Source organism: Flammeovirga aprica JL-4 (genome assembly GCF_012844305.1).
In the GTDB taxonomy this organism is placed as follows: Bacteria; Bacteroidota; Bacteroidia; order Cytophagales; family Flammeovirgaceae; genus Flammeovirga; species Flammeovirga aprica.
The window spans coordinates 69968-89385 of record NZ_JABANE010000027.1; the positions used below are offsets into that span (position 1 = coordinate 69968).

Consider the following 19418-nt stretch of genomic DNA (forward strand, 5'->3'; position numbering starts at 1 on the left):
AGGGATGTTGCATTGCAACGTCCACACAGACCACAACAAGAACCCTTTTTTACCAATTAAAATAAATAATACGATTGATTAAACAACGACTCAATTGAAATGAAAAACCTAATTTTATGTCTATCCCTATTCTTTATATCAGCGGGAGTAACGGATAAAAAGCCAGACTATAAAAAGGCAAACTTACCCATAGAAACAAGGGTGAAAGATTTAGTGTCAAGAATGACATTAGAAGAAAAAATCCAGCAATTGGATATGTATTCCGGTGGAGACCTCACCAAAGAGGGGATATTGGAAGTAGAGAAAGTAAAACAAATACTAGGGGATAAAAGCGTGGGGTCCATCCATGATTATTATCCTGAAAACGCAGCTTTATCCAATAAAGTCCAAAAGTATTTTGTAGAAGAAACTCGTTTAGGTATTCCAGTGCTTTTTATTGAAGAAGCATTGCACGGTTACCAAGGTAAAAAATCAACAGCTTTTCCTGTACCAATCGGAATGGGCAGTATGTGGGATGTCGAATTAATGGAGAAAATCGGTCATGCTGTTGGTAGAGAAACAAGATCAGTAGGTGTACATATGGTCCTTTCACCGGTATTGGGTATTGGTAGAGAGCCACGTTGGGGCAGGGTGCAGGAAACCTATGGAGAAGATCCTTATTTAGCAGCAAGAAATGGAGTTGCCATTATCCAAGGTATGCAGGGCAATGATCTTACAAAAGACGATGCGATTGTAGCAGAGCCAAAACACTTTGGTGTACATAGTATTCCTGAAGGCGGAAGCAACACTTCCCCTGTTTACATTGGCGAAAGAGAAGCAAGAACGAACTTCTTATATGTTTTTGAAAAAGCATTTACGGAAGCTGAAGCATTAGGAGCCATGGCGGCTTACCATGAATGGGATGGTATTCCGGCGGCCGCTGATGAGTGGTTATTAAAAGATTTATTAAGGGAAGAATGGGGTTTTAAAGGAATGGTGATTTCAGATTTAGGTGCCATTGCTAAGCAACAAAACAGTCACTTCACTGCTGCCACTCCAAAAGATGCCATCGCCAATTCTATTAGAGCTGGTTTGGATATGCAGTTCTATGATTACTCACATGAAGTATTTGAAACTTCCATTAAAGAAGCTTTGGAAGAGAAAACACTAAGTATGGAAGATATTGATAGAGCAGTATCAAGTGTATTGTATGTGAAATTCCGATTAGGCTTATTTGAAAATCCATACATCGACCCTTCATTAAAAGAACAACGTTATCATACTCAAGAGCACCAAGAATTAGCCTTAGAGTCAGCGCACAAATCCATTGTATTATTGCAAAACAACAAGCAGATCTTACCTTTTTCAGAGAACATTAAGAAGGTTGCAGTACTTGGTAAAATGGCTGATGAAGTGAATTTAGGAGGTTATTCTCCAAAAGAAGTAGAAGGAGTATCCATTGTAGAAGCCTTTCAAAATACAAATTACGATGTGACCTACGTGAATCCAAAATTACCTGCCAATGCGTTTGAACATATTGATCCAGAAGTTTTAGTATCAATGGATAACAAGCAAGGTGGATTGACAAGACAATTCTTTAATACACCTGACCTAACAGGTGAAGCAGTAGTGACAGAAGTAACATCTGAATTGATCAGAAATTGGCATAACCTAAGTCCTGCGGCAGGTGTTAGTGCATCTAATTACTCTACGAAATACGAAGGCTATATCGTTCCGAAATACTCAGGTGATTATACTTTCGCTTTGGTCGCTGATGATTTAGGAAGAATGTACTTCGGAGATGAATTATTGATTGACTGCTGGAATGAAGAGTCATGGAATGTCACTCGAACACGTACGATCAGATTAGAAAAAGGGGAGCAATACAAAATCAGAATTGAGCATGCAGGTTTGGAAGGTTCTAATGGAATCGGGTTGCGTTGGCAAGTGAAGCCAGACCTTGAAGTCAGTAAATTCTCTATGTATGAAGAAGCTGTTGAAGTGGCTTCGGAATCAAATGTAGCGGTTATTGTAGTGGGAGAATCTTTGGAAGAATCTGGTGAAGGTCTTGATAAAGTAAGTTTGCGATTAAGCACCTACCATAAAGGATTGATTGATGCAGTGCATGAAACAGGAACGCCAATAGTGTTGGTACTTCAAAATGGCCGCCCAATGGTACTGACAGAAGAAGTGAATCAAGCCACAGCGATCTTGGAAACATGGTATGCTGGTGAATTAAGCGGGCAGGGAACTGTAGATATCCTTACAGGAAAAGTAAATCCTTCTGCAAAACTTCCAATCACTTTCCCAAGAAGTGAAGGACAGCTTCCATTGTATTACAATCACAAAAGGTCATCATCTCATCATTACGTAGATGAAGCCAGCACGCCACTATTTGCCTTTGGTCACGGACTTAACTATAGTTCATTTGAATACAAAGACCTTTCGTTAGCAAAAACTCAAATAACAAAAGACGAAAACCTTTTGGTGAGCGTAAAAGTAAAAAACACTTCAGCGGTAGACGGTACAGAAATCGCACAACTTTATATCCAAGATATAGTGAGTTCAGTAGCCACACCAATAATGCAGCTTAGAGGATTTAAAAGAATAAACCTCAAAGCAGGACAGGAAAAAACGATTGAGTTCATTCTTACGCCAGACGATCTAAGTTTGTGGAACAGACAAATGAAACGAGTGGTAGAAGAAGGTACTTTCAAAGTAATGATCGGTGCCGCTTCTGATGATATCCGATTGGAAACTTCTTTTGAAGTGAAATAAATACGAAGCAGTAATATAACGTACACAACTTTTATAGAAATCAGGAGATTTCTAGTGATCATTAGGTACGGATGACGCTGTCGCTTAACATCCGCACCAGTGGTTCTGATTCTTACCTAGCGCAAATGTTAAGCGATAGCGTCATTTGTGCTGGACAGATCATAAGAAGTCTCTGACTTCTAGTTCAAACACTACACATGTTAGCTTAAAAAAGTTAATATCGAATAAGTTTGATATATGGTGAGTAGCTTGATGCTCAAATGAAATGTGAAAATCAAACAGAACCTCAAGGTAACCTATCTTGAGGTTTTGTTTTATGATGGTTCGTGAACCATAAGGCATTGTGGCTCTACATAGCGGTATCTTTCCGATTTAAGTATCGCATTGATTGAAAGAGGTTTTGTAGGGATGTTGCATTGCAACGTCCACCGAGCCACTATAAAAACCACTTAACGACCCACAATAAGAACCATTTTCTTATTTAGATCGAAAATGAAATACGAATTTAATATCTGTGTTGTTTTGTGTTATGCATAATTTAATTAAATTCACACAACTTTTACAAAAACTAAAACAGCAAGCAAACTTATATTGAATTTTAGCTAAAGATTTGGTGGGTTAGTGTAAGAGTTATAACTAATTATGAATCAAAACTATTGTACAAAAACAACTACAATGTGACAGGTTGTACAAAATGAATATTGTGCAAAGTGGAAATGAAAGCAGGTTATTATCATAGCCTATACAAACGTAAATATTTAAGAAAATGAAACAAACTTTTCTAATTGTCATTGGACTAATGCTCTTTTCTTGTTCTAAAGAAAAAACACAAAACGAAAAACTAATTGATTTGCTTGGGGTTATGCCCGAAAAGCCTGAATTACAAATCGATACCTTAGAAACGGTAAAGCTAGAAAATGGAACCAGGTATAAAATTAGCTATCTGAGTGAACCTGCCGGAGGTGTTTTTGATGAACCTGAGGACAGAATCAAAGCTTATCTCTTTGTCCCCAATGGAGCTGAAAATAAAAAACTGCCAGCAATGATTGCCATTCATCAAGACGGTGGCAGTTCACACATCGGAAAACTTGAAACGGCAGGTCTTGCAGGACAAGAAGATATGCATTACGGTAAAGAACTCTTTGACAGAGGCTATGTTGTAATTTGTCCAGATCGATTAAACCATGCAGAAAGAAGAAGAATACATGAATCTGACACACTAGAAGTGAATGCCGACAGAGATATGAAACTATTTGAATTTTGGGGAGCACAACTTTTGCTGAAAGGACGTTCTGTTCCAGGCAAAATGGCTTACGATTTATCAAGAGCAACAGATGTTTTATACACTATGGATTGCGTTGACAAAAGTAAAATTGGAGCAATCGGTCACTCAGGCGGAGGTGTTGCCTTATTATACTTTATGGCCTACGATGAAAGAGTCAAACTAGGTGTTTCTTCATGTGGTTTAGTAGAGTTTTTAGATTACTTTGATCAAAACAGTGCCCAACGACCACCTGCAGCTATCGTTATCCCTGGACTAGCAGAAGCAGGAGGTGATGTTGCCTATTTATCAAGTATTTCACCACGACCAATGTTGTTAACAAGAGGTAAAAGTGAGTATGGTAAATGGAATGATATGCAGATTGAGTACAGTAAAAGACATGTAGCCTCAACAGAAAAAATGGTTGCACAAGCAAAGACCACCAACAGTGAGAAAGGAGTTGAAAATAACATAGAAGTAATTTACTTTGATGAAAATAATGGACAGCATTCTTTCCCTCCAAAAGTAAAAGAAGAAGTTTTTAACTGGATTGATAACAAAATATAAGCACCAAGACAAAGGTAATCGAGTGTTTCGTGCACCATAGTTAAAACTATGGGCAGGTGAAACAGTAACCTAACCAAGACTAAAGTCTTGAAGGTTGAAAACGGAGGCAATACTTCAGTATTGTCGGAGTCAATATCAACAGCCCATGACTTGAAGTCATGGGCTTATGGGAAGCTATTTCATTTTTCAACTTTCATTATAAACTTGATATGTCTCAAGGATTTACAGTTTTTATATCTATTTAGATACGAATACGTCAAATATTATAATCAAATGTTGATCAATGAGTTATCTTTCCAAAAGCCCATAATTTCAATTATGGGTCTACGAAATACCCGTTTACTTTTGTCGCAGTAATTAAAAGCAAATAACTAGGTTGATTAATAATGTAATAGTTCGTAGAGTCTACCATCAGGTGTCACTGCGAGCTTAAGGGTAAAACTTATATCAATACAGTTTTTTTAATTATCTATTCCAAAACGAAATTGCATTTACCCTCGGATTGAAAACGAATTACAAATTTCATGTTTGTTTTATTTTGTGTTGTGCATAAATTATTTAAATTCAAGCATCTCTTACAGAACAACTAAAACAGCAAGCAAACTTACTTTGACATTGAGCAAACTCTTGGTGTGTAAGCGTAAGGGATTTTTTTATTAATGGATGAACGCTATTGTGTGACAAAAAATGTGATGTGACATGATAGTATTAACTAAACAACAAATATGAAAACTAAATTACTGATCACTCTTATCTTTTTTGGCTTCTTCTCTTGTTCCACAACCAAGAACGTATCCAAGTATACTAAACAAACATTGTTAGACGATAACACTTTCGTGGTTACAGGAATTTCTTCAGACCCTTCCTATGGATTCTCTCCCCAAAAACCGATTGAGGTTGGTAGCGAAGGTAGCGGACCTAAAAATGAAAGAAGATATTTAAATGCTCTTACTGGCCCTAACGGTGAAGCGATATCATATTATAGAGCTGGAAGTTGTTGCCCAATTAAAAGTGATATGGCTCTTTTTGGTGATAAAGTTATGCTTGATAATTATAGAGTGACTTGGGAAGGCTCTAAGGACACTGTTTCAATTTACATAAACATGTATGATTCAGGTGAACTTATGGCACCTAAAGGATTTGGAATCAAGAAAAACTAATGTCTTCAATCTAAATTTCATTGAAACTCAGTATAGCTAAGCTAAATCGTAGTAATAAAGAATGACTCCTAAGTATTCATAGACAGAATTAGCTACAATATCAGATAAACGTCAAAAACGGAGTGTATCCGTTCAAGTGTTTATTGATCATGCTATCTTTAAGTACTACAATAGATACCTCTAAATTTGAAAAAATTAATCAGTATTATGAGAACTTTTAAAAACAGTAAAATGTAATCCTTAGCGTCCAAAGTTGAATTTAGAATTCAAGCAATCGAAAAGAGTGAAAGCAAATCATTTAAATTAATACAGTAAAATGAGTAAAATATTTTTTACATCAGACCACCACTTTGGACATAAAAATATAATCAAATTTTCTGAACGTCCTTTTAAAGATGTTCATGAAATGGATGAAATATTAATCCAAAGATGGAATGAGAAAGTAAATCCAGAAGATGAAGTTTATCACTTAGGTGATGTTGGACTTTCTTCTTCAGGAAAACTAAGGAAAATTCTTGACAGACTAAATGGGAAAATTTATCTGATTAATGGAAATCACGAAAAATCAGCCCAATCTTGTCACTCAAGATTTGAATGGATAAAAGATTATTATGAGCTCACCATTAAAGATGATGAATTCGAGAGAGGCGAACAATTAATAGTCCTCTTTCATTATGCTATGAGAGAGTGGAACGCTTCGCATTGGGGTACATATCACTTGTATGGCCATTCTCATGGAACATTATCTGATGATCCAACTTCACTTTCATTTGACATTGGAGTTGATTGTCATAATTTTTATCCGCTATCGTATGAGGAGGTTAAAGCAATTATGAAAACTAAAAGCTGGAAACCGCCATTTGAAAAGGAAAATAGATAAAAATGCCTCATAATATTTGGGTTTAATTTAACCTAAAACCAATCACTGTTCCTAGAGGTAAGTTAGATGTCATCTATCTCTATGAACAGTGTTTTGCATAAGTATGACCCATAGATATTAAAGTTGATTTAAAGCAAAAGGCTAGGTAATACTATTTAAAATGCATTAAAACACATTTAAATTAAATGTTATAAGCAACTATGGAAACGAGGAAAATTTATATAAACTTTTCAAGACTAATGAATAAAAGTATCCTATTTTATGGCTTGTTGCTCCTTTTATTTTCATCATGTAAAGAGGGATGTCAAGATTGTGTGGGGGATGGAAATTATCCAACAAAAGCCATTGTATTCTACATTAATGACACAGATGATTGGATCATTTCAGAATCAGTTTGTGATCGAGATATTGCGGCAGGTGACACTTTGATCATTACTTTTGATGATGTTTTAGGTGTTAAACCTAGTGTAGATGCTTTTCCTACAAGTGTTTTTTATTGTAGTAAAATGCAATATAAAGAGGGGTTGACATGTGAAGATGGTATAAATAATATTCAGTTTTATGAAGATAGAAAGGAGGTAGAGCCTTTGGTTTTTGAATTTACTTTTAGGTTTACCGAAGAGAAGAAAATGCAATCTGAAGTTTGTGATTAATACTCATCTGCTTGGAAATATTGAACTGAATAATATTTTTGATGTTGATGGGTATGCCTATCTGAAAAGTATTGAAGAAATTGAAACTTACTTTGATGAAGAAATTCACACAAGGATTGAGAAAACAAAAAATGCAGATAAATTCCCAATCTTAGGTTTTATGTCAAAAAATTTACTCTCCATTGAAGCCATCAAATTATAGCAATGACTAGTAAAGCAAGCTACTTATGTAGATATTAAATTCAGCATAGAGAGGATAGTTAGTTCTAACAAGAATTTATATTTAGAAAAGAAGAAATAATTATGGAAATAGAAATTGTAAAAGGAGATATAACTGCAATAGAAATAGATGTGATAGTCAATGCTGCGAATACATCTTTATTGGGTGGCGGTGGAGTAGATGGAGCTATTCACAGAAAAGGAGGGAAAGAGATCTTAGAAGATTGTATGAAAATAAGAAACCGCCAAGGTGGTTGTAAAGTAGGAGAAGCCGTAATAACTAATTCTGGTAAGTTGCCTTCTAAAAAAGTAATTCATACTGTAGGGCCACGTTGGAACTCAGGAAATTCAAATGAAGAATTAAAGTTGCAAATGTGTTATGAGAACAGTTTGAGGTTAGCAGAAAAGGAAGATCTAAAAAGTATTGCTTTTCCAAATATTAGCACAGGCATTTATAAATTCCCAAAGGATAAAGCTGCTCAAATCGCTTTAGAAACTGTCAATAAGTGGAATAGTGAGAAAATAGAGAAAGTAGTTTTTGTTTGTTTTGATGAAGAGAATTATAAGATCTATAAAAACTTAGAAGAAAAGCTGTAGACAGTAATACAGTTACAAATATCAACACATTGATAATTAGTTTTTTTCTTTTCTGCAGAATGTTTCTTTATCCCTTCAATATGTATATCCAATCGGGTTTTACTGTTTGTAAATTTGTTTTATCAGGTATTGTTTTTCAGGAAATGGTTTAGCGATAGAATATTTGATAAACAAATTATGAACATGGTCAAGAGCATGACTAAAAAAGTATAAATCATGAAAGTTATTATCACAGGATCTACCGGAATGGTGGGCAAAGGAACGTTACTGGAGTGTTTGGAAAGCTCGAGGGTCGATGAGGTGCTAGTCGTCAATCGTACTTCGATCAATATGACACATCCAAAACTGAAGGAAATTCTATTGAATGACCTTCATCAAATTGCAACAGTCAAAGATCAACTCATTGGATATGATGCATGTTTCTACTGCATGGGTATTTCAGCGCTAGGATTAAGTGAAGAAACTTACACTCATATCACTTATGATATTACCAAAGCATTTGTTGACACTCTATATGATGTAAATCCAAATATGGTATTCAACTATGTTTCAGGGATCAGAACCGACAGTAGTGAAAAAGGAAATACTATGTGGGCAAGAGTGAAGGGTAAAACTGAAAATGCCGTATTGAATAAAGGGTTCAAAGATGCTTATGCCGTACGGTTAGGTACAATTCTTCCAGAAAAAGGAATTCAGTCCAAAACCAAGTGGTATAACACTTTTTATATGCTGACAAAACCATTATACCCATTATTTAAAAGATCTTCCAATATTACAACAACCACTCGTTTTGGTCAGGCCATGATCAGTTCTGTATTGCATCCTAGAGAAAAGAAATATCTTTATAATAAAGATTTAAATGAACTGGCAAACGCATAGTTAATATGGAAACTCTTGAATTTAATACCATATCAGCATTGCACCAAAAGTTCGGACTGTCACAACCAGAACATCCTTTGGTGTCTGTTTTTGAGCACCATAGCTATGGGAATACAGAAATGATAGAACCAGTAAAGGTACAACTCAATTTATATCAGGTAAGTTTCAAGAATACTAAAAGTGGCTTTAAAGGGTATGGTCGAAATTCTTATGACTTTGAAGAAGGATCGTTAGTGTTTACTAAACCTGATCAGGTATTGATTGTTGGAAGTCATGAAAAAAATGTAGCCCCCGAAGGAGGGTGGACTTTATTATTTCATCCCGATCTAATCCGAAAGTCTCCCTTGGGTATGAGTATTGAAAACTATACCTTTTTCGATTATGATGTCAATGAAGGGCTTCATGTTTCCGAAAAAGAACGTCTTTCCATTCAAGAATTAGTTAGTAAAATTCAGACAGAAATAAATCAAAACCTTGACAAACACAGTCAAAAACTGATTGTGTCAAACATCGAGTTACTGTTGGATTATTGTATGCGTTATTATGATCGGCAATTTTATACCCGAACCAACCTCAATCAAGATTTTGTCACCAAGTTTGAACTCATACTCAAAGCGTATTATGAATCAGAGATGCAGCTCACATCAGGTATTCCTTCTGTAAAATATTGTGGAGCAGAAATGAATATGTCTGCCAATTATTTAAGTGACTTACTGAAAAAAGAGACTGGAAAAGGTGCTAAAGAACATATTCTTAAATATGTTCTAGACAAAGCCAAAACAAAACTGTTAGGCTCTGCAGAACCTATAGGTCGAATTGCGTACAATCTTGGATTTGAATATCCTCAACATTTCAGTAGGTTATTTAAAAAGAAAACAGGGCTGAGTCCGGCTGAATACCGCTCGATGAGTTGAATCTAAAAATAGATGAAAAAGCTTCTTATTGTAGTCTGCAAAGTGGTTTTTATGGTGGCTCTACAGAACGATATTTTTTCAAGCTACTCTTTTAGATTGAAAGTATAACACTTGTAAGGAAGAAATGCCTTACCGAACCACAATTCTTCATTCTTAACTCTTCCCTCCTAAATCACCTTATGATTCTTGTTTCTGTATTGCAAAGGCGTCACCCCAAACTTCTTTTTAAACACACGGAAAAAGTAGCTGTGATTTTCAAAGCCGGCATTGGTGTAGATCCCTTTGATGGTGGCGTTGGTCATGGCGAGTTGATGGGCGGCGAAGTTGAGGCGTTCCTCGTTGACAAGTTCTGTGAGTGTTTTTTGGAACGTTTTCTTTACCACTCTATTGATATAATCACCCGAACGCTGGGAGAGTTGGATAAAGCCGTCGATTCCCATTTTGAGATAGTGGGGTGAGCGGAATTCCTGCAAAGTATAATTCAGCCAAGGAGGAAGATGACCGTCTTGGAACGAGCGTTTTTGCAGTAAGGCAAAAAGGTGAAGGAGCAGGAGGTCCAAAGTGATCAGGGAGTTTTCGCTGATACTCATTTGTTCTAAATGTCCCAAGAGTGTTTGCAGCTGGTTTTCGCTGAAATTGCAAGAAAAGGGAAGCGGGTCCTCATTCCAGAAACATAGTTCAGGGCTGTCGAAATACCTTTGTTTGTAGTGAGGTATGCATGTGGCCTTGATGGCAAGATTAGTAATCACTAATTCCTCTTTTGATGTTTTTTTGAAAGTATGCACATCGCTTGGGCGGATAAAATAGGCACTTCCTTTTTGGATAGTAAACTCCTCCTCATTGATAATATGAATACCTTCACCTTCGGAAATTACAAAAAACTCAAAATAGTCATGATAGTGCATAATTAAGTCTTCATGATGATCTATACTTGTACGGGCAAGGTGGAAAACATCATCAGGTTGCAGTGCAAACGTCTCAAATAAGAATTTTTTGGTGATCCTCTGGCTCATTATTTTCATTTTGGTATCAAAGGATAAATTACTCTTATCTTTCAATAAATGTCAATTATCTTATAAAAATATAATATTGCATCTTTCTTCTTTGTTTCTCCGTATCTAAAAATTAAATTTCATAATGATATGATTTAGTGAAATGAACTACGATTGAAAATGAAAAATATCAAAATAATGCTTGGCACTACATTGTGGTCAATTGTAATGCTTATTTGTATTCCTATCGTCCTATTATCATTTAAAGTAGAAGAAGAGGAGGAAGTAAAAGAAGAAATTAAAGTTGAGCAACAAGTTCAGCAAGAAGATTCAGAGGAAAAAAACTCTGATCAAGACTAAAAAATAAAGGCTACTGATGAGGTAGCCTTTTTTAGTTAAGAATGAAGAGTTAAGATAGTTTTCTAAGATATGGTAATACAACGTCTCAATAAAAATGCTATCTATGTTCTAAATGATCACTTTTGCGAACCACAACACGATCCATTTTTCTTCATCCTTAACTCTTCATTCTTCATTAAAAAAACTATCCTTCAACTTTCACACCTTTCCAGAAAGCCACATAATCTTTGATTTCACTTGCCTTTTCTTTTGGCTGTTTGTAAAACCAAGCCGCATCCACATTTTTCTGACCGTCTACTTCAATGGTATAATAAGATGCTTCCCCTTTCCATGGGCAAGTACTATGCGTAGAGGTTTCAGAAAAGAATTCTTTTTTGATAGAAGAAGGAGGGAAGTATTGATTACCTTCAATAACGATCGTTTCATCGCTTTCCGCTAGAACGACATCGTTCCAAATTGCTTTTTTCATAGCTTTTAAAAATTAATTAGTTTGAGAGTTTTAAATGAATAATATAAAGACTGAGAAGAACTCAGATTGTTTTTGCCGGTTTTGAAATATACACATAATCTTCTTGCCTTTACCCTTTTTCATCTTTAAAATCCAAAAACAAAATAGCAATCTAATCTTCGGTATAAAAGCTTCTTCAATATGTTTATGTAATGCTTCAATATGTATACTTTTTCCATTTTTGGTTACTCTAACTTTGTAATATCAAGAAGGATAAAACTTTAAATTTCCAAAACCTTGTTGACCTCATTTCCTATTGTATAACACTAAAACTTACGATGATGATTGCTAAGATGATGATGAAAAGAATAGTTCCTATGATTGCAACTGTTCGACGTTCTCCGATTTTAAGAAGACCCGATGAATACGGGATGCAATTTGAAGATATATCGTTTACTTCTACTGATGGTATCGTGTTGGAAGGATGGTATATGCCTGCTAAAAATGCATCGGATAAAATAGTGATCTGTAATCATTTTTCTCCTGGAAACCGATATGGTTACGCAGGACATATTAAGCCGTGGACTAATGCAGGTGGATTTGAGGTAAATTTCTTACCGAAATATAAAGCACTAACTGATGCAGGCTATAATGTTTTGGCTTATGATTTAAGGAATCATGGATTTAGTGCTCCTGCACAAAGCAATGCTTATAACCCTAGTCTTTTTGAATACAAAGATGTGATCGGTTCATTGAATTATGTGAAGCAGCGTGAAGACACTAAGCATATGGATATTCACCTTCACAGTATGTGTCTTGGTGGGAATTCTACATTAGTAGCCATGAAAAAACATCCTGAAGCTTTTGAAGGAGTGAAATCAATGATGCTGATACAGCCAATATCAGGGGAAGCAATTGTCAAAAAGCTTTGTAAAAATATGTATTTGGGTAAAAGCGGAGAGAAAGCTTTTGAGGAGGTGTACCGTGAGCAGTTTGGGTTTAGAATAGAGGATTCATCACCTATCATCGATGCAAAGTATATTAAAGTACCCACTTTTGTGACTCAAGTTCGTGCCGATAAGGCGACTTTTCCTGATGATGTACAGGCTATTTATGATGCAATAGAGGTTACTGATAAAAAGCTATACTGGATTGAAGGGACGTCACAACGTTTTCATGGTTATACCTATTATTCTGAACATCCAGAGCAAATGCTGGATTGGTATAATAAACATTAATTCATCATTCAATTTAACGTACAAGAAAATGGCAAATAAAAATGTTTTATGGTGTGATACCGCAACACTTCAGAAAGACTTAAAAGGAAAAATATACATAGTGACAGGTGCAAATTCAGGTGTAGGACTTGAAACTTCTAAACAGCTTATAAAACAAGGAGCACATGTTATTATGGCTTGTAGAAGAGTGGATGCAGGTACTCAAGTAGCGAAGGCTTTTGATGATTTTAAAGGAAGTTATGAAGTGATGAAAGTAGATTTCGGCGATTTGCAATCTGTCAGAGATTTCACTGAAAATTATAAAAAAAAGTATGACCGTATTGATGGTTTAATGTGCAATGCCGGAGCTTTATTTTCCGGCGATGAGGCGCAATACACCAAAGATGGAATAGAAATGTCAATTGGAGTGAGCTACTTTGGCCACTTTCTTTTGACAGAACTCCTATTAGACCTTCTGAAAAAAAGTGCTCCTTCAAGAGTAGGTATTTTATCTTCAGTAGGGCACGCTGGAAATTCTAAAAACCGCTATAAGGTACATTTGGAGGATATCAACTGGAAAAATAGAAAATACAATGGCGTAGATGCTTATTGTGAAGCAAAAGTGGCTGTTAATTTATATGCCATGGAATTAGGTGAGCGATTAAAAGGAACAGGAGTAAGCACAGCATCTGTTCACCCGGGGTGGGCTAGAAGTAATTTTGGAGGAAGCGGAATGATGATTAAAGTATTGAGGGTGTTTTTATATCCTTTCAGAAATTCAATCACTAATAGCAATGAAGAGTCTGCTCAAACTTCCCTTCATGTTCTGCTTTCTGATGATGCCCCCAATCATTCAGGAGCCTATTTCAGTCAGCACAGTGTCCTGTATAGAGACAAAGAATGTAAAAAAGGAGGTTGGCCTATGATTTCGCCTAATCCAAATGTAAAAGATAAAGTAGCTGCCCAGCAATTAGTTGAACTAAGTAGAAAAATGGTGGCTTTGTAAAGCAAGAAGTAATAACACTTTTAAAATATGAAGATTCATGAGAATGCTATACTGTAACATTCTTATGAATCTTCTTTTTTATTTCTATATCGCTTAAGTATTTAAGTACAAATTCAAAATTATCTCATGCTAATTCTATTTATTGTTTTGCGATTACTTCCTTCAAAAAACTTTTAATAGAACCACTATTAATACGTTTTTTAGCGTTGTACTCACAAAAAAATAATTAGAATTAACTATGATTTATTTTTGACTTAGTACTTAGCATAAAAAAAACTGATATTTGAGCTGATACATTTCAATATGATACTAACAATGAATTAAACCAATACATTACCACTTGTTCATTTGATAGCCACCACAAGTTTTTTATCTTTGCGTTTTATTTAAAGTAAACGATCTAAAAACTACAAAATGAGCTATCAGAGCAATTCTTATTCCTCTTATCAGACGGATGTATCACCTCAAAAGAAATTTTCATGGAAAGGAGCACTGTTTAAATTTTTCTTTCTGATTGTCTTCTTCCTCTTTCTCAGTGTATTGCCTTTTACCATGATGATCAGAAGCGGTATTTATATGTATCATACCTATGCCTTGGGAGTTTGGTTTGGATTGTCGGCCGGTGTGTTGGTACTGACATTGATATTATTATTCTACCTGCTGGTGGGCTATTTATTTTTCTTCAGAAAGTATAAAGCCAGTTTTGTGGCGATTAAACGTATTGTCCTTACCGTTTTCCTCTTCGTAATATCTTATACAGTTTTTGCATTGTTCTCATTTACAGGAAAAAATGCCAAGACTGATCAAATCAAGCAGGAGTATGCGCAGTTGCATCCATATTTGAAAATCAGTTTAAGAACGTTACTCCTTTTAGATAAAGATGTATTGATCACTTCAGTAAGCAGGCAACCGGAAGATTATACCAAGATGGGATTATCTTCAAAATCAAAGTCGTTGCATTTCGTTCAAAATACCGGTTATGTGCATGCTATGGACCTTAGAACAAACGGAAGACCAGTGTGGATGATTTGGTTTAGTCAGATTTATTTTAATACTTTGGGGTTTAATATAGTAAGACATGGTGGTACTGCGGATCATCTGCACGTTTCATTGTCAACTTACGAGCGACAACAATCCTGGTAAATCTACTACCACAAATTAAATCGATGTGATCTTTCAATTAACACTATCTATACTAAATATCAGAAGAAAACAAATCAGTAGAATCCTAATGGATTTGGGCATTCTGAGACTGCTCATACTGTGTGTGTTCTATTGTTTTTTTCAGTTCTTTTTAATGCACATCAAAGAGCTTCATGCCTTTTTTGTTGATGCGGCCTTACTCTCTCTACTTTCAGCAGCTCAAGCCAACAGAAAAGACGAGAAAATATTATTGCAGTTGATGAAGTTTCCACCTTTATATTATTTGCTAGAAAACTTTATTTGGGTGGTTGTTTTTACATGGGGAATAGCCTTTTCTCCTTCCAATTATGTATATCCTTTGCTTGTCTTTTTACCTTTGATGGCTAGTTTTTTGCCGACCAACAGGTCCATCGAAAATCAAGGTTTTGTGATTCCCGTTCCTTTTTCTGCAGCCGCTTATGATTGGAAATCCGGCATGAGAAACGGTGGAGCATGGGGCATAATTATTTCAATTGTTCTGGCTGTAGTGGGGCTTTTCAGGTTTGAATTTTTGTTAGTAGGTATCGTAGTGTCAAGTATTTCCATTTTTGGGTTTTATACTCAAAACGAACCAAGGCAGATTCTTTATGCTGTGGCAGATACTTCATCTTCCTTTCTAAAAAAGAAAATTAGTCAAATGGCACTGTTGTTCCTGATGATCAACAGTTTTGCATTGATCATAGGTTTAGTTTTTTACATTCATGTATTTTATGTTATCGCCTATCTCTTTTTAGGTTCGTTTTTTGTACTTTTCCTGATGATCCTTCAGAAATATATTACATATGAGCCAAATACCAATTTTAGGGCTAATACCTTTATCATTGCGTTCTATTATATAAGCATTTTTATTCCCTTCCTCGTACCTTTGCCTTTGGTGGTGGGAATAAGATCCTGGAGAAGGGCCAACCGTCAATTGTCCTATTATTTTTAATGAGTAAAATATGTTAGAGTTAAAAAATATTTCTTTCGCTTATGGAGAAAAGCACGTGCTCCAGGATATCAATATATCCATTGAAAAAGGAAGTATTATTGGCATATTGGGTAAAAATGGCGTTGGAAAGACCACTCTTTTTGAAATCATTGCACAGTGGAAAAAGAATTTCAAAGGAGAAGCATTACTTGACAGTGAAACATTAGTAAGAGCTCAAGTGGGGTATTTAGAAGCGAAACCGACGTTTTACTCTATGATCACAGGGCGGGAGCACCTTAATGTATTTAAAGTAAGATATCCTGATTTTGATATTGAAGGCTGGAATACCATTTTCGAGCTTCCTCTGGATGAAATAGTGGATTACTATTCTACAGGAATGAAAAAAAGGTTAGCATTGATGATGTTGCTCAGTGCCGATGCTCCTGTTATTCTTTTAGATGAACCTTTCTTAGGTTTGGATGTGGAGGCTTCCATTGACTTAGAAAAAATCATCAATACATTAAAAGAAAGAGGAAAAATTATCCTTGTGGCGTCTCACACTTTGAGTGCGTTGCAGAAACTTTCTGATAAAATATACCACTTCTCGGAAGGTAAAATTGAACAAACTTTTGAGAAAGAAAACTTTGATCAATTAGACGCCTACATGAAAGACTATTTCAGTAATAACCATCAGGATATTGTGGATAAACTTCTTTAAGCTGACACTTTATCTTTCCACACAGGATGTGAATCATCCAAGCAAAACCCATTAATTAATTTTATAATAACAGCCTGAAATAATGGAGATAGATTTAAAAGAAGGAAGTGCATCTCAAATGTTAGAGCAAGTGTATAATCATTTGGGAGGTGAATTATCAGCTGAAAAATATGAAGTGAAAAAAGATGGTATTCATATTCTTTCTCATGTCTTCTCATTGGTGAAAGGGACAGATATAATGATTCATTCTATTCGTTCTAACGAAGACCTCTACTATAATATAGAAGGTGATGAAAGTGATGAACGTTATTTAAACTTCCGCTTTGAATATAAGGCTGATATTATGAAAAATACGGAAGACCATGAGGAGGGAATGGATTTGCAGGCAGTGGGTATGGCAGTGTATGATACTTCCTATTCTTTTAAGACACACAATAAAGGAGGGCAATTAAACCAATGGATTTCTATTCGTATATCCATACAACAAATGTCAGATATTTTTACTCAGTTTGGAAAATACTTGGGAGGACTGTTTCCTGAAGGCCACAACTGGGTGAGGTATGATATTGCACCTTTGGAAGTGCATTTGTTGCTGAAAGATATTTTTGATCTAGATTTGGATCAGCGTAATCCAATGACACATAGTGTCGTTTTGGCGAGAGTGATAGAATGTCTGGGTGTTTTTTATGATCGATTATTGAATAAAGGTTTCCAAGAACAGAGTAATGTTCACCCCGACGATTTACAACGTTTAATGGAGTTAAAAGACAAACTGATCAATCCATTTGAGCCACTTCCTTCACTTTCTGTGATTGCCGATGAATACGGCTATTCTTTATCCAAATTGAAAAGAGATTTTGGCAGTGTCTTCGGAAGCAGTATCAAAAGATTCCATACCGACTTACGACTAGAGAAAGCAAAAGAGTTGCTTCAACATGAGAAAAGAAGTATCACTGAAGTAGCAAGATTGGTCGGCTATAATAGTGTTTCCAAATTTTCTTTAGGCTTTAAAAAAGCGTACGGTATTACTCCGAAAGAGGCTTCATTGAAATACACAAAGAATTAAACTTTTAGGTATAAACTCTGGCCTAAAATCATAAAAACTGAAAACAACAAAGGCGTTTATAGTTACATAACGAATTTTCAAAGAGTAAAAAAATACGAAAATGAACTGTAACACACCTACTATAAAAAGCCTTTCTTCTCGAGCGTTTATGCTATTGGTTAGCATATTTATGTTGAGTCAACCTCTTCAAGCACAGGAAGATATTACTTCTACTGTAGAATATAAACTTGCTTATAATCTTGGCGTTCAAGCTACATTATACGGTTGGGCACCGGTAATGATGGACGTGGCATTGGAACATCAAACTTCGGTAGACGCTCCAATGAACAACGGTCAAGCACCGTTAAATCAATTAGGGCCAATCACAAGACTTTGGGATTATAGAGACCGCTCTTATACTACCCCAAACAATGATACTTATTATATTCAAGGTTGGGCATATTTAGAGAATAACCCTATGGTATTGTTTATTCCTGAAGTGAAAAACAGATACTTTATCGAACAAATTCTAGACATGTACACTGAGTCAGTTGTGGATTTATGTAATGCTACTATTGGTGATAAAGGCGGGTATTTTATCCTTGCCAAAAGAGGAGAGACGTTTGAAAATCCAGACAACTTACCTGTACATTATTCTAACACAAGATACATTTGGTTAGCGGGTCGTTTAGGAGTAGATGCTTCTGAAGCAGATCATAAAATTGCTCAAGAATTACAGAAGGAATTCAGATTAATGCCTTTGTCTGATTATCCAAACGGTGGTCAAAACCCAGAGCCATTAGTGGCTGTTGGAGCTCCAAAAGTCAACTTCCCGAAAGGAATGGACTGGTTTGAAAGATTTGATAGAGTGTTAGCTGAAAACTATCTTGAAGAAGATAGAAGCTTAACAGATCAATTCAAATACATTGGTATTGGTAACGGTAAAATGGACGAATTGACTGAGGTTCAAAAAGAAGCGATGGTCAAAGGTTTTGGAGATGCTTTCCAAATGATTTTACACACAGCGAAGAATACTAATACTCCTGTCAATGGATGGAACTATGAGTACAATGCTGGTAAATATGGTGCTGATTATCTTCAAAGAGCAGCAATCAATATGAACTCAATTGGTTTGAACTCACCAGAAAGAGCTATGTATCCAAAAAGATATTTTGATGATAAAGGTGAGGTGTTAAACGGTAAAAATGCTTACGAAATCACATTGCCAGCAGATATGGCAGTAAATAAAGAAGTTGGTGGTTTCTGGTCAATCACTATGTATGACGCTGAAGATCGTTTTATGGTGGATAACGAAATTGACAGATACAAAGTAGGTTCAATGACTGAGGGAATGGTTTATAACAAAGATGGATCTTTGACGATTTATATCTCTCACGAAAAGCCAAAAAATAAAAAACAACTTAAAAACTGGTTACCTGCACCAAATGCAGACTTTATGTTACAGTGTAGACTGTATGAGCCTAATGAAAAAGTCGTCATCGGTGAATTTCATTTACCTGAATTATATAAGGTAAAATAGTAAATTGTGTTTGTTGAGCTCTAGAGGGAAACCTCTAGAGCTTTTTTGTTTGCCCTGCATGCAAACTATCCCGACAGCTTGAAAGAAAGCTGTTTCGCCCCTCGGAGGGAAGA

19 protein-coding genes are annotated in these 19418 nt (G+C 35.6%); 17 read left to right on the top strand and 2 right to left on the bottom strand.

The features are described 5' to 3' along the window. Window positions 1-99 precede the first annotated feature (99 nt). The 9 genes from HHU12_RS12035 (at window position 100) to HHU12_RS12075 (ending at window position 9887) form a co-directional block, all read left to right on the top strand. Window positions 100-2757, top strand: coding sequence for a glycoside hydrolase family 3 N-terminal domain-containing protein (locus tag HHU12_RS12035; RefSeq protein ID WP_169656991.1), 2658 nt, complete (start codon window positions 100-102; stop codon window positions 2755-2757). A gap of 766 nt (window positions 2758-3523) precedes the next feature. Continuing rightward, window positions 3524-4585 carry an alpha/beta hydrolase family protein gene (locus HHU12_RS12040; protein WP_169656992.1) on the top strand — a complete coding sequence of 354 codons (1062 nt, stop codon included), beginning with the start codon at window positions 3524-3526 and terminating at the stop codon, window positions 4583-4585. Between the two features lie 725 nt (window positions 4586-5310). Then, on the top strand, window positions 5311-5745 hold the full coding sequence (locus tag HHU12_RS12045) for a hypothetical protein (RefSeq protein WP_205959868.1): 435 nt from the start codon (window positions 5311-5313) through the stop codon (window positions 5743-5745). Window positions 5746-6061: 316 nt separating this feature from the next. After that, entirely contained in the window at window positions 6062-6625 is a 564-nt protein-coding gene (locus tag HHU12_RS12050; RefSeq protein ID WP_169656993.1) for a metallophosphoesterase family protein, read from the top strand. Window positions 6626-6864: 239 nt separating this feature from the next. After that, window positions 6865-7278 carry a hypothetical protein gene (locus HHU12_RS12055; RefSeq protein ID WP_169656994.1) on the top strand — a complete coding sequence of 138 codons (414 nt, stop codon included), beginning with the start codon at window positions 6865-6867 and terminating at the stop codon, window positions 7276-7278. Next, complete coding sequence (locus tag HHU12_RS12060) at window positions 7271-7480, top strand: hypothetical protein (protein WP_169656995.1); 210 nt, start codon at window positions 7271-7273, stop codon at window positions 7478-7480. Before HHU12_RS12055 ends, HHU12_RS12060 begins: the two co-directional genes overlap by 8 nt. A 101-nt stretch (window positions 7481-7581) precedes the next feature. Continuing rightward, the gene (locus HHU12_RS12065) at window positions 7582-8094 is read left to right on the top strand and encodes an O-acetyl-ADP-ribose deacetylase (protein ID WP_205959869.1); all 513 of its coding nucleotides are present in this window, start codon (window positions 7582-7584) and stop codon (window positions 8092-8094) included. 216 nt (window positions 8095-8310) lie between these two features. Then, a complete protein-coding gene (locus tag HHU12_RS12070; protein WP_169656996.1) occupies window positions 8311-8973 on the top strand; it encodes a Rossmann-fold NAD(P)-binding domain-containing protein in 663 nt (220 codons plus the stop codon). A gap of 5 nt (window positions 8974-8978) precedes the next feature. Further along, the gene (locus HHU12_RS12075; protein WP_169656997.1) at window positions 8979-9887 is read left to right on the top strand and encodes a helix-turn-helix domain-containing protein; all 909 of its coding nucleotides are present in this window, start codon (window positions 8979-8981) and stop codon (window positions 9885-9887) included. 167 nt (window positions 9888-10054) lie between these two features. On the opposite strand, the gene HHU12_RS12080 is transcribed toward HHU12_RS12075, so the two are convergent. Beyond that, on the bottom strand, window positions 10055-10900 hold the full coding sequence (locus tag HHU12_RS12080) for an AraC family transcriptional regulator (RefSeq protein ID WP_205959870.1): 846 nt from the start codon (window positions 10898-10900) through the stop codon (window positions 10055-10057). 159 nt (window positions 10901-11059) lie between these two features. Here HHU12_RS12080 and HHU12_RS12085 point away from each other — a divergent pair, with 159 nt between their 5' ends. Continuing rightward, window positions 11060-11239 carry a hypothetical protein gene (locus HHU12_RS12085; RefSeq protein WP_169656999.1) on the top strand — a complete coding sequence of 60 codons (180 nt, stop codon included), beginning with the start codon at window positions 11060-11062 and terminating at the stop codon, window positions 11237-11239. A 184-nt stretch (window positions 11240-11423) separates the two neighbouring features. Here HHU12_RS12085 and HHU12_RS12090 read toward each other — a convergent pair whose 3' ends face one another. Beyond that, a complete protein-coding gene (locus tag HHU12_RS12090) occupies window positions 11424-11708 on the bottom strand; it encodes a DUF427 domain-containing protein (protein ID WP_169657000.1) in 285 nt (94 codons plus the stop codon). Between the two features lie 317 nt (window positions 11709-12025). On the opposite strand from HHU12_RS12090, the gene HHU12_RS12095 reads away from it, so the two are divergent. From HHU12_RS12095 to HHU12_RS12125, 7 genes are all read left to right on the top strand, one after another. Next, entirely contained in the window at window positions 12026-12925 is a 900-nt protein-coding gene (locus HHU12_RS12095) for an alpha/beta hydrolase family protein (RefSeq protein ID WP_169657001.1), read from the top strand. Window positions 12926-12953: 28 nt separating this feature from the next. Continuing rightward, window positions 12954-13910: an SDR family NAD(P)-dependent oxidoreductase gene (locus tag HHU12_RS12100; protein WP_205959871.1), complete on the top strand. Its 957-nt coding sequence runs from the start codon at window positions 12954-12956 to the stop codon at window positions 13908-13910. A 414-nt stretch (window positions 13911-14324) separates the two neighbouring features. Then, entirely contained in the window at window positions 14325-15053 is a 729-nt protein-coding gene (locus HHU12_RS12105) for a hypothetical protein (protein WP_169657002.1), read from the top strand. A 154-nt stretch (window positions 15054-15207) separates the two neighbouring features. Further along, window positions 15208-16023: a hypothetical protein gene (locus HHU12_RS12110; RefSeq protein WP_169657003.1), complete on the top strand. Its 816-nt coding sequence runs from the start codon at window positions 15208-15210 to the stop codon at window positions 16021-16023. A gap of 10 nt (window positions 16024-16033) precedes the next feature. Then, window positions 16034-16720 carry an ATP-binding cassette domain-containing protein gene (locus tag HHU12_RS12115; protein ID WP_169657004.1) on the top strand — a complete coding sequence of 229 codons (687 nt, stop codon included), beginning with the start codon at window positions 16034-16036 and terminating at the stop codon, window positions 16718-16720. A gap of 82 nt (window positions 16721-16802) precedes the next feature. Then, window positions 16803-17786 (top strand): helix-turn-helix transcriptional regulator, encoded by a 984-nt coding sequence (locus HHU12_RS12120; protein WP_169657005.1) that lies wholly within the window; start codon window positions 16803-16805, stop codon window positions 17784-17786. A 100-nt stretch (window positions 17787-17886) separates the two neighbouring features. Next, window positions 17887-19305, top strand: coding sequence for a DUF1254 domain-containing protein (locus tag HHU12_RS12125; protein ID WP_169657006.1), 1419 nt, complete (start codon window positions 17887-17889; stop codon window positions 19303-19305). Window positions 19306-19418 lie beyond the last annotated feature (113 nt).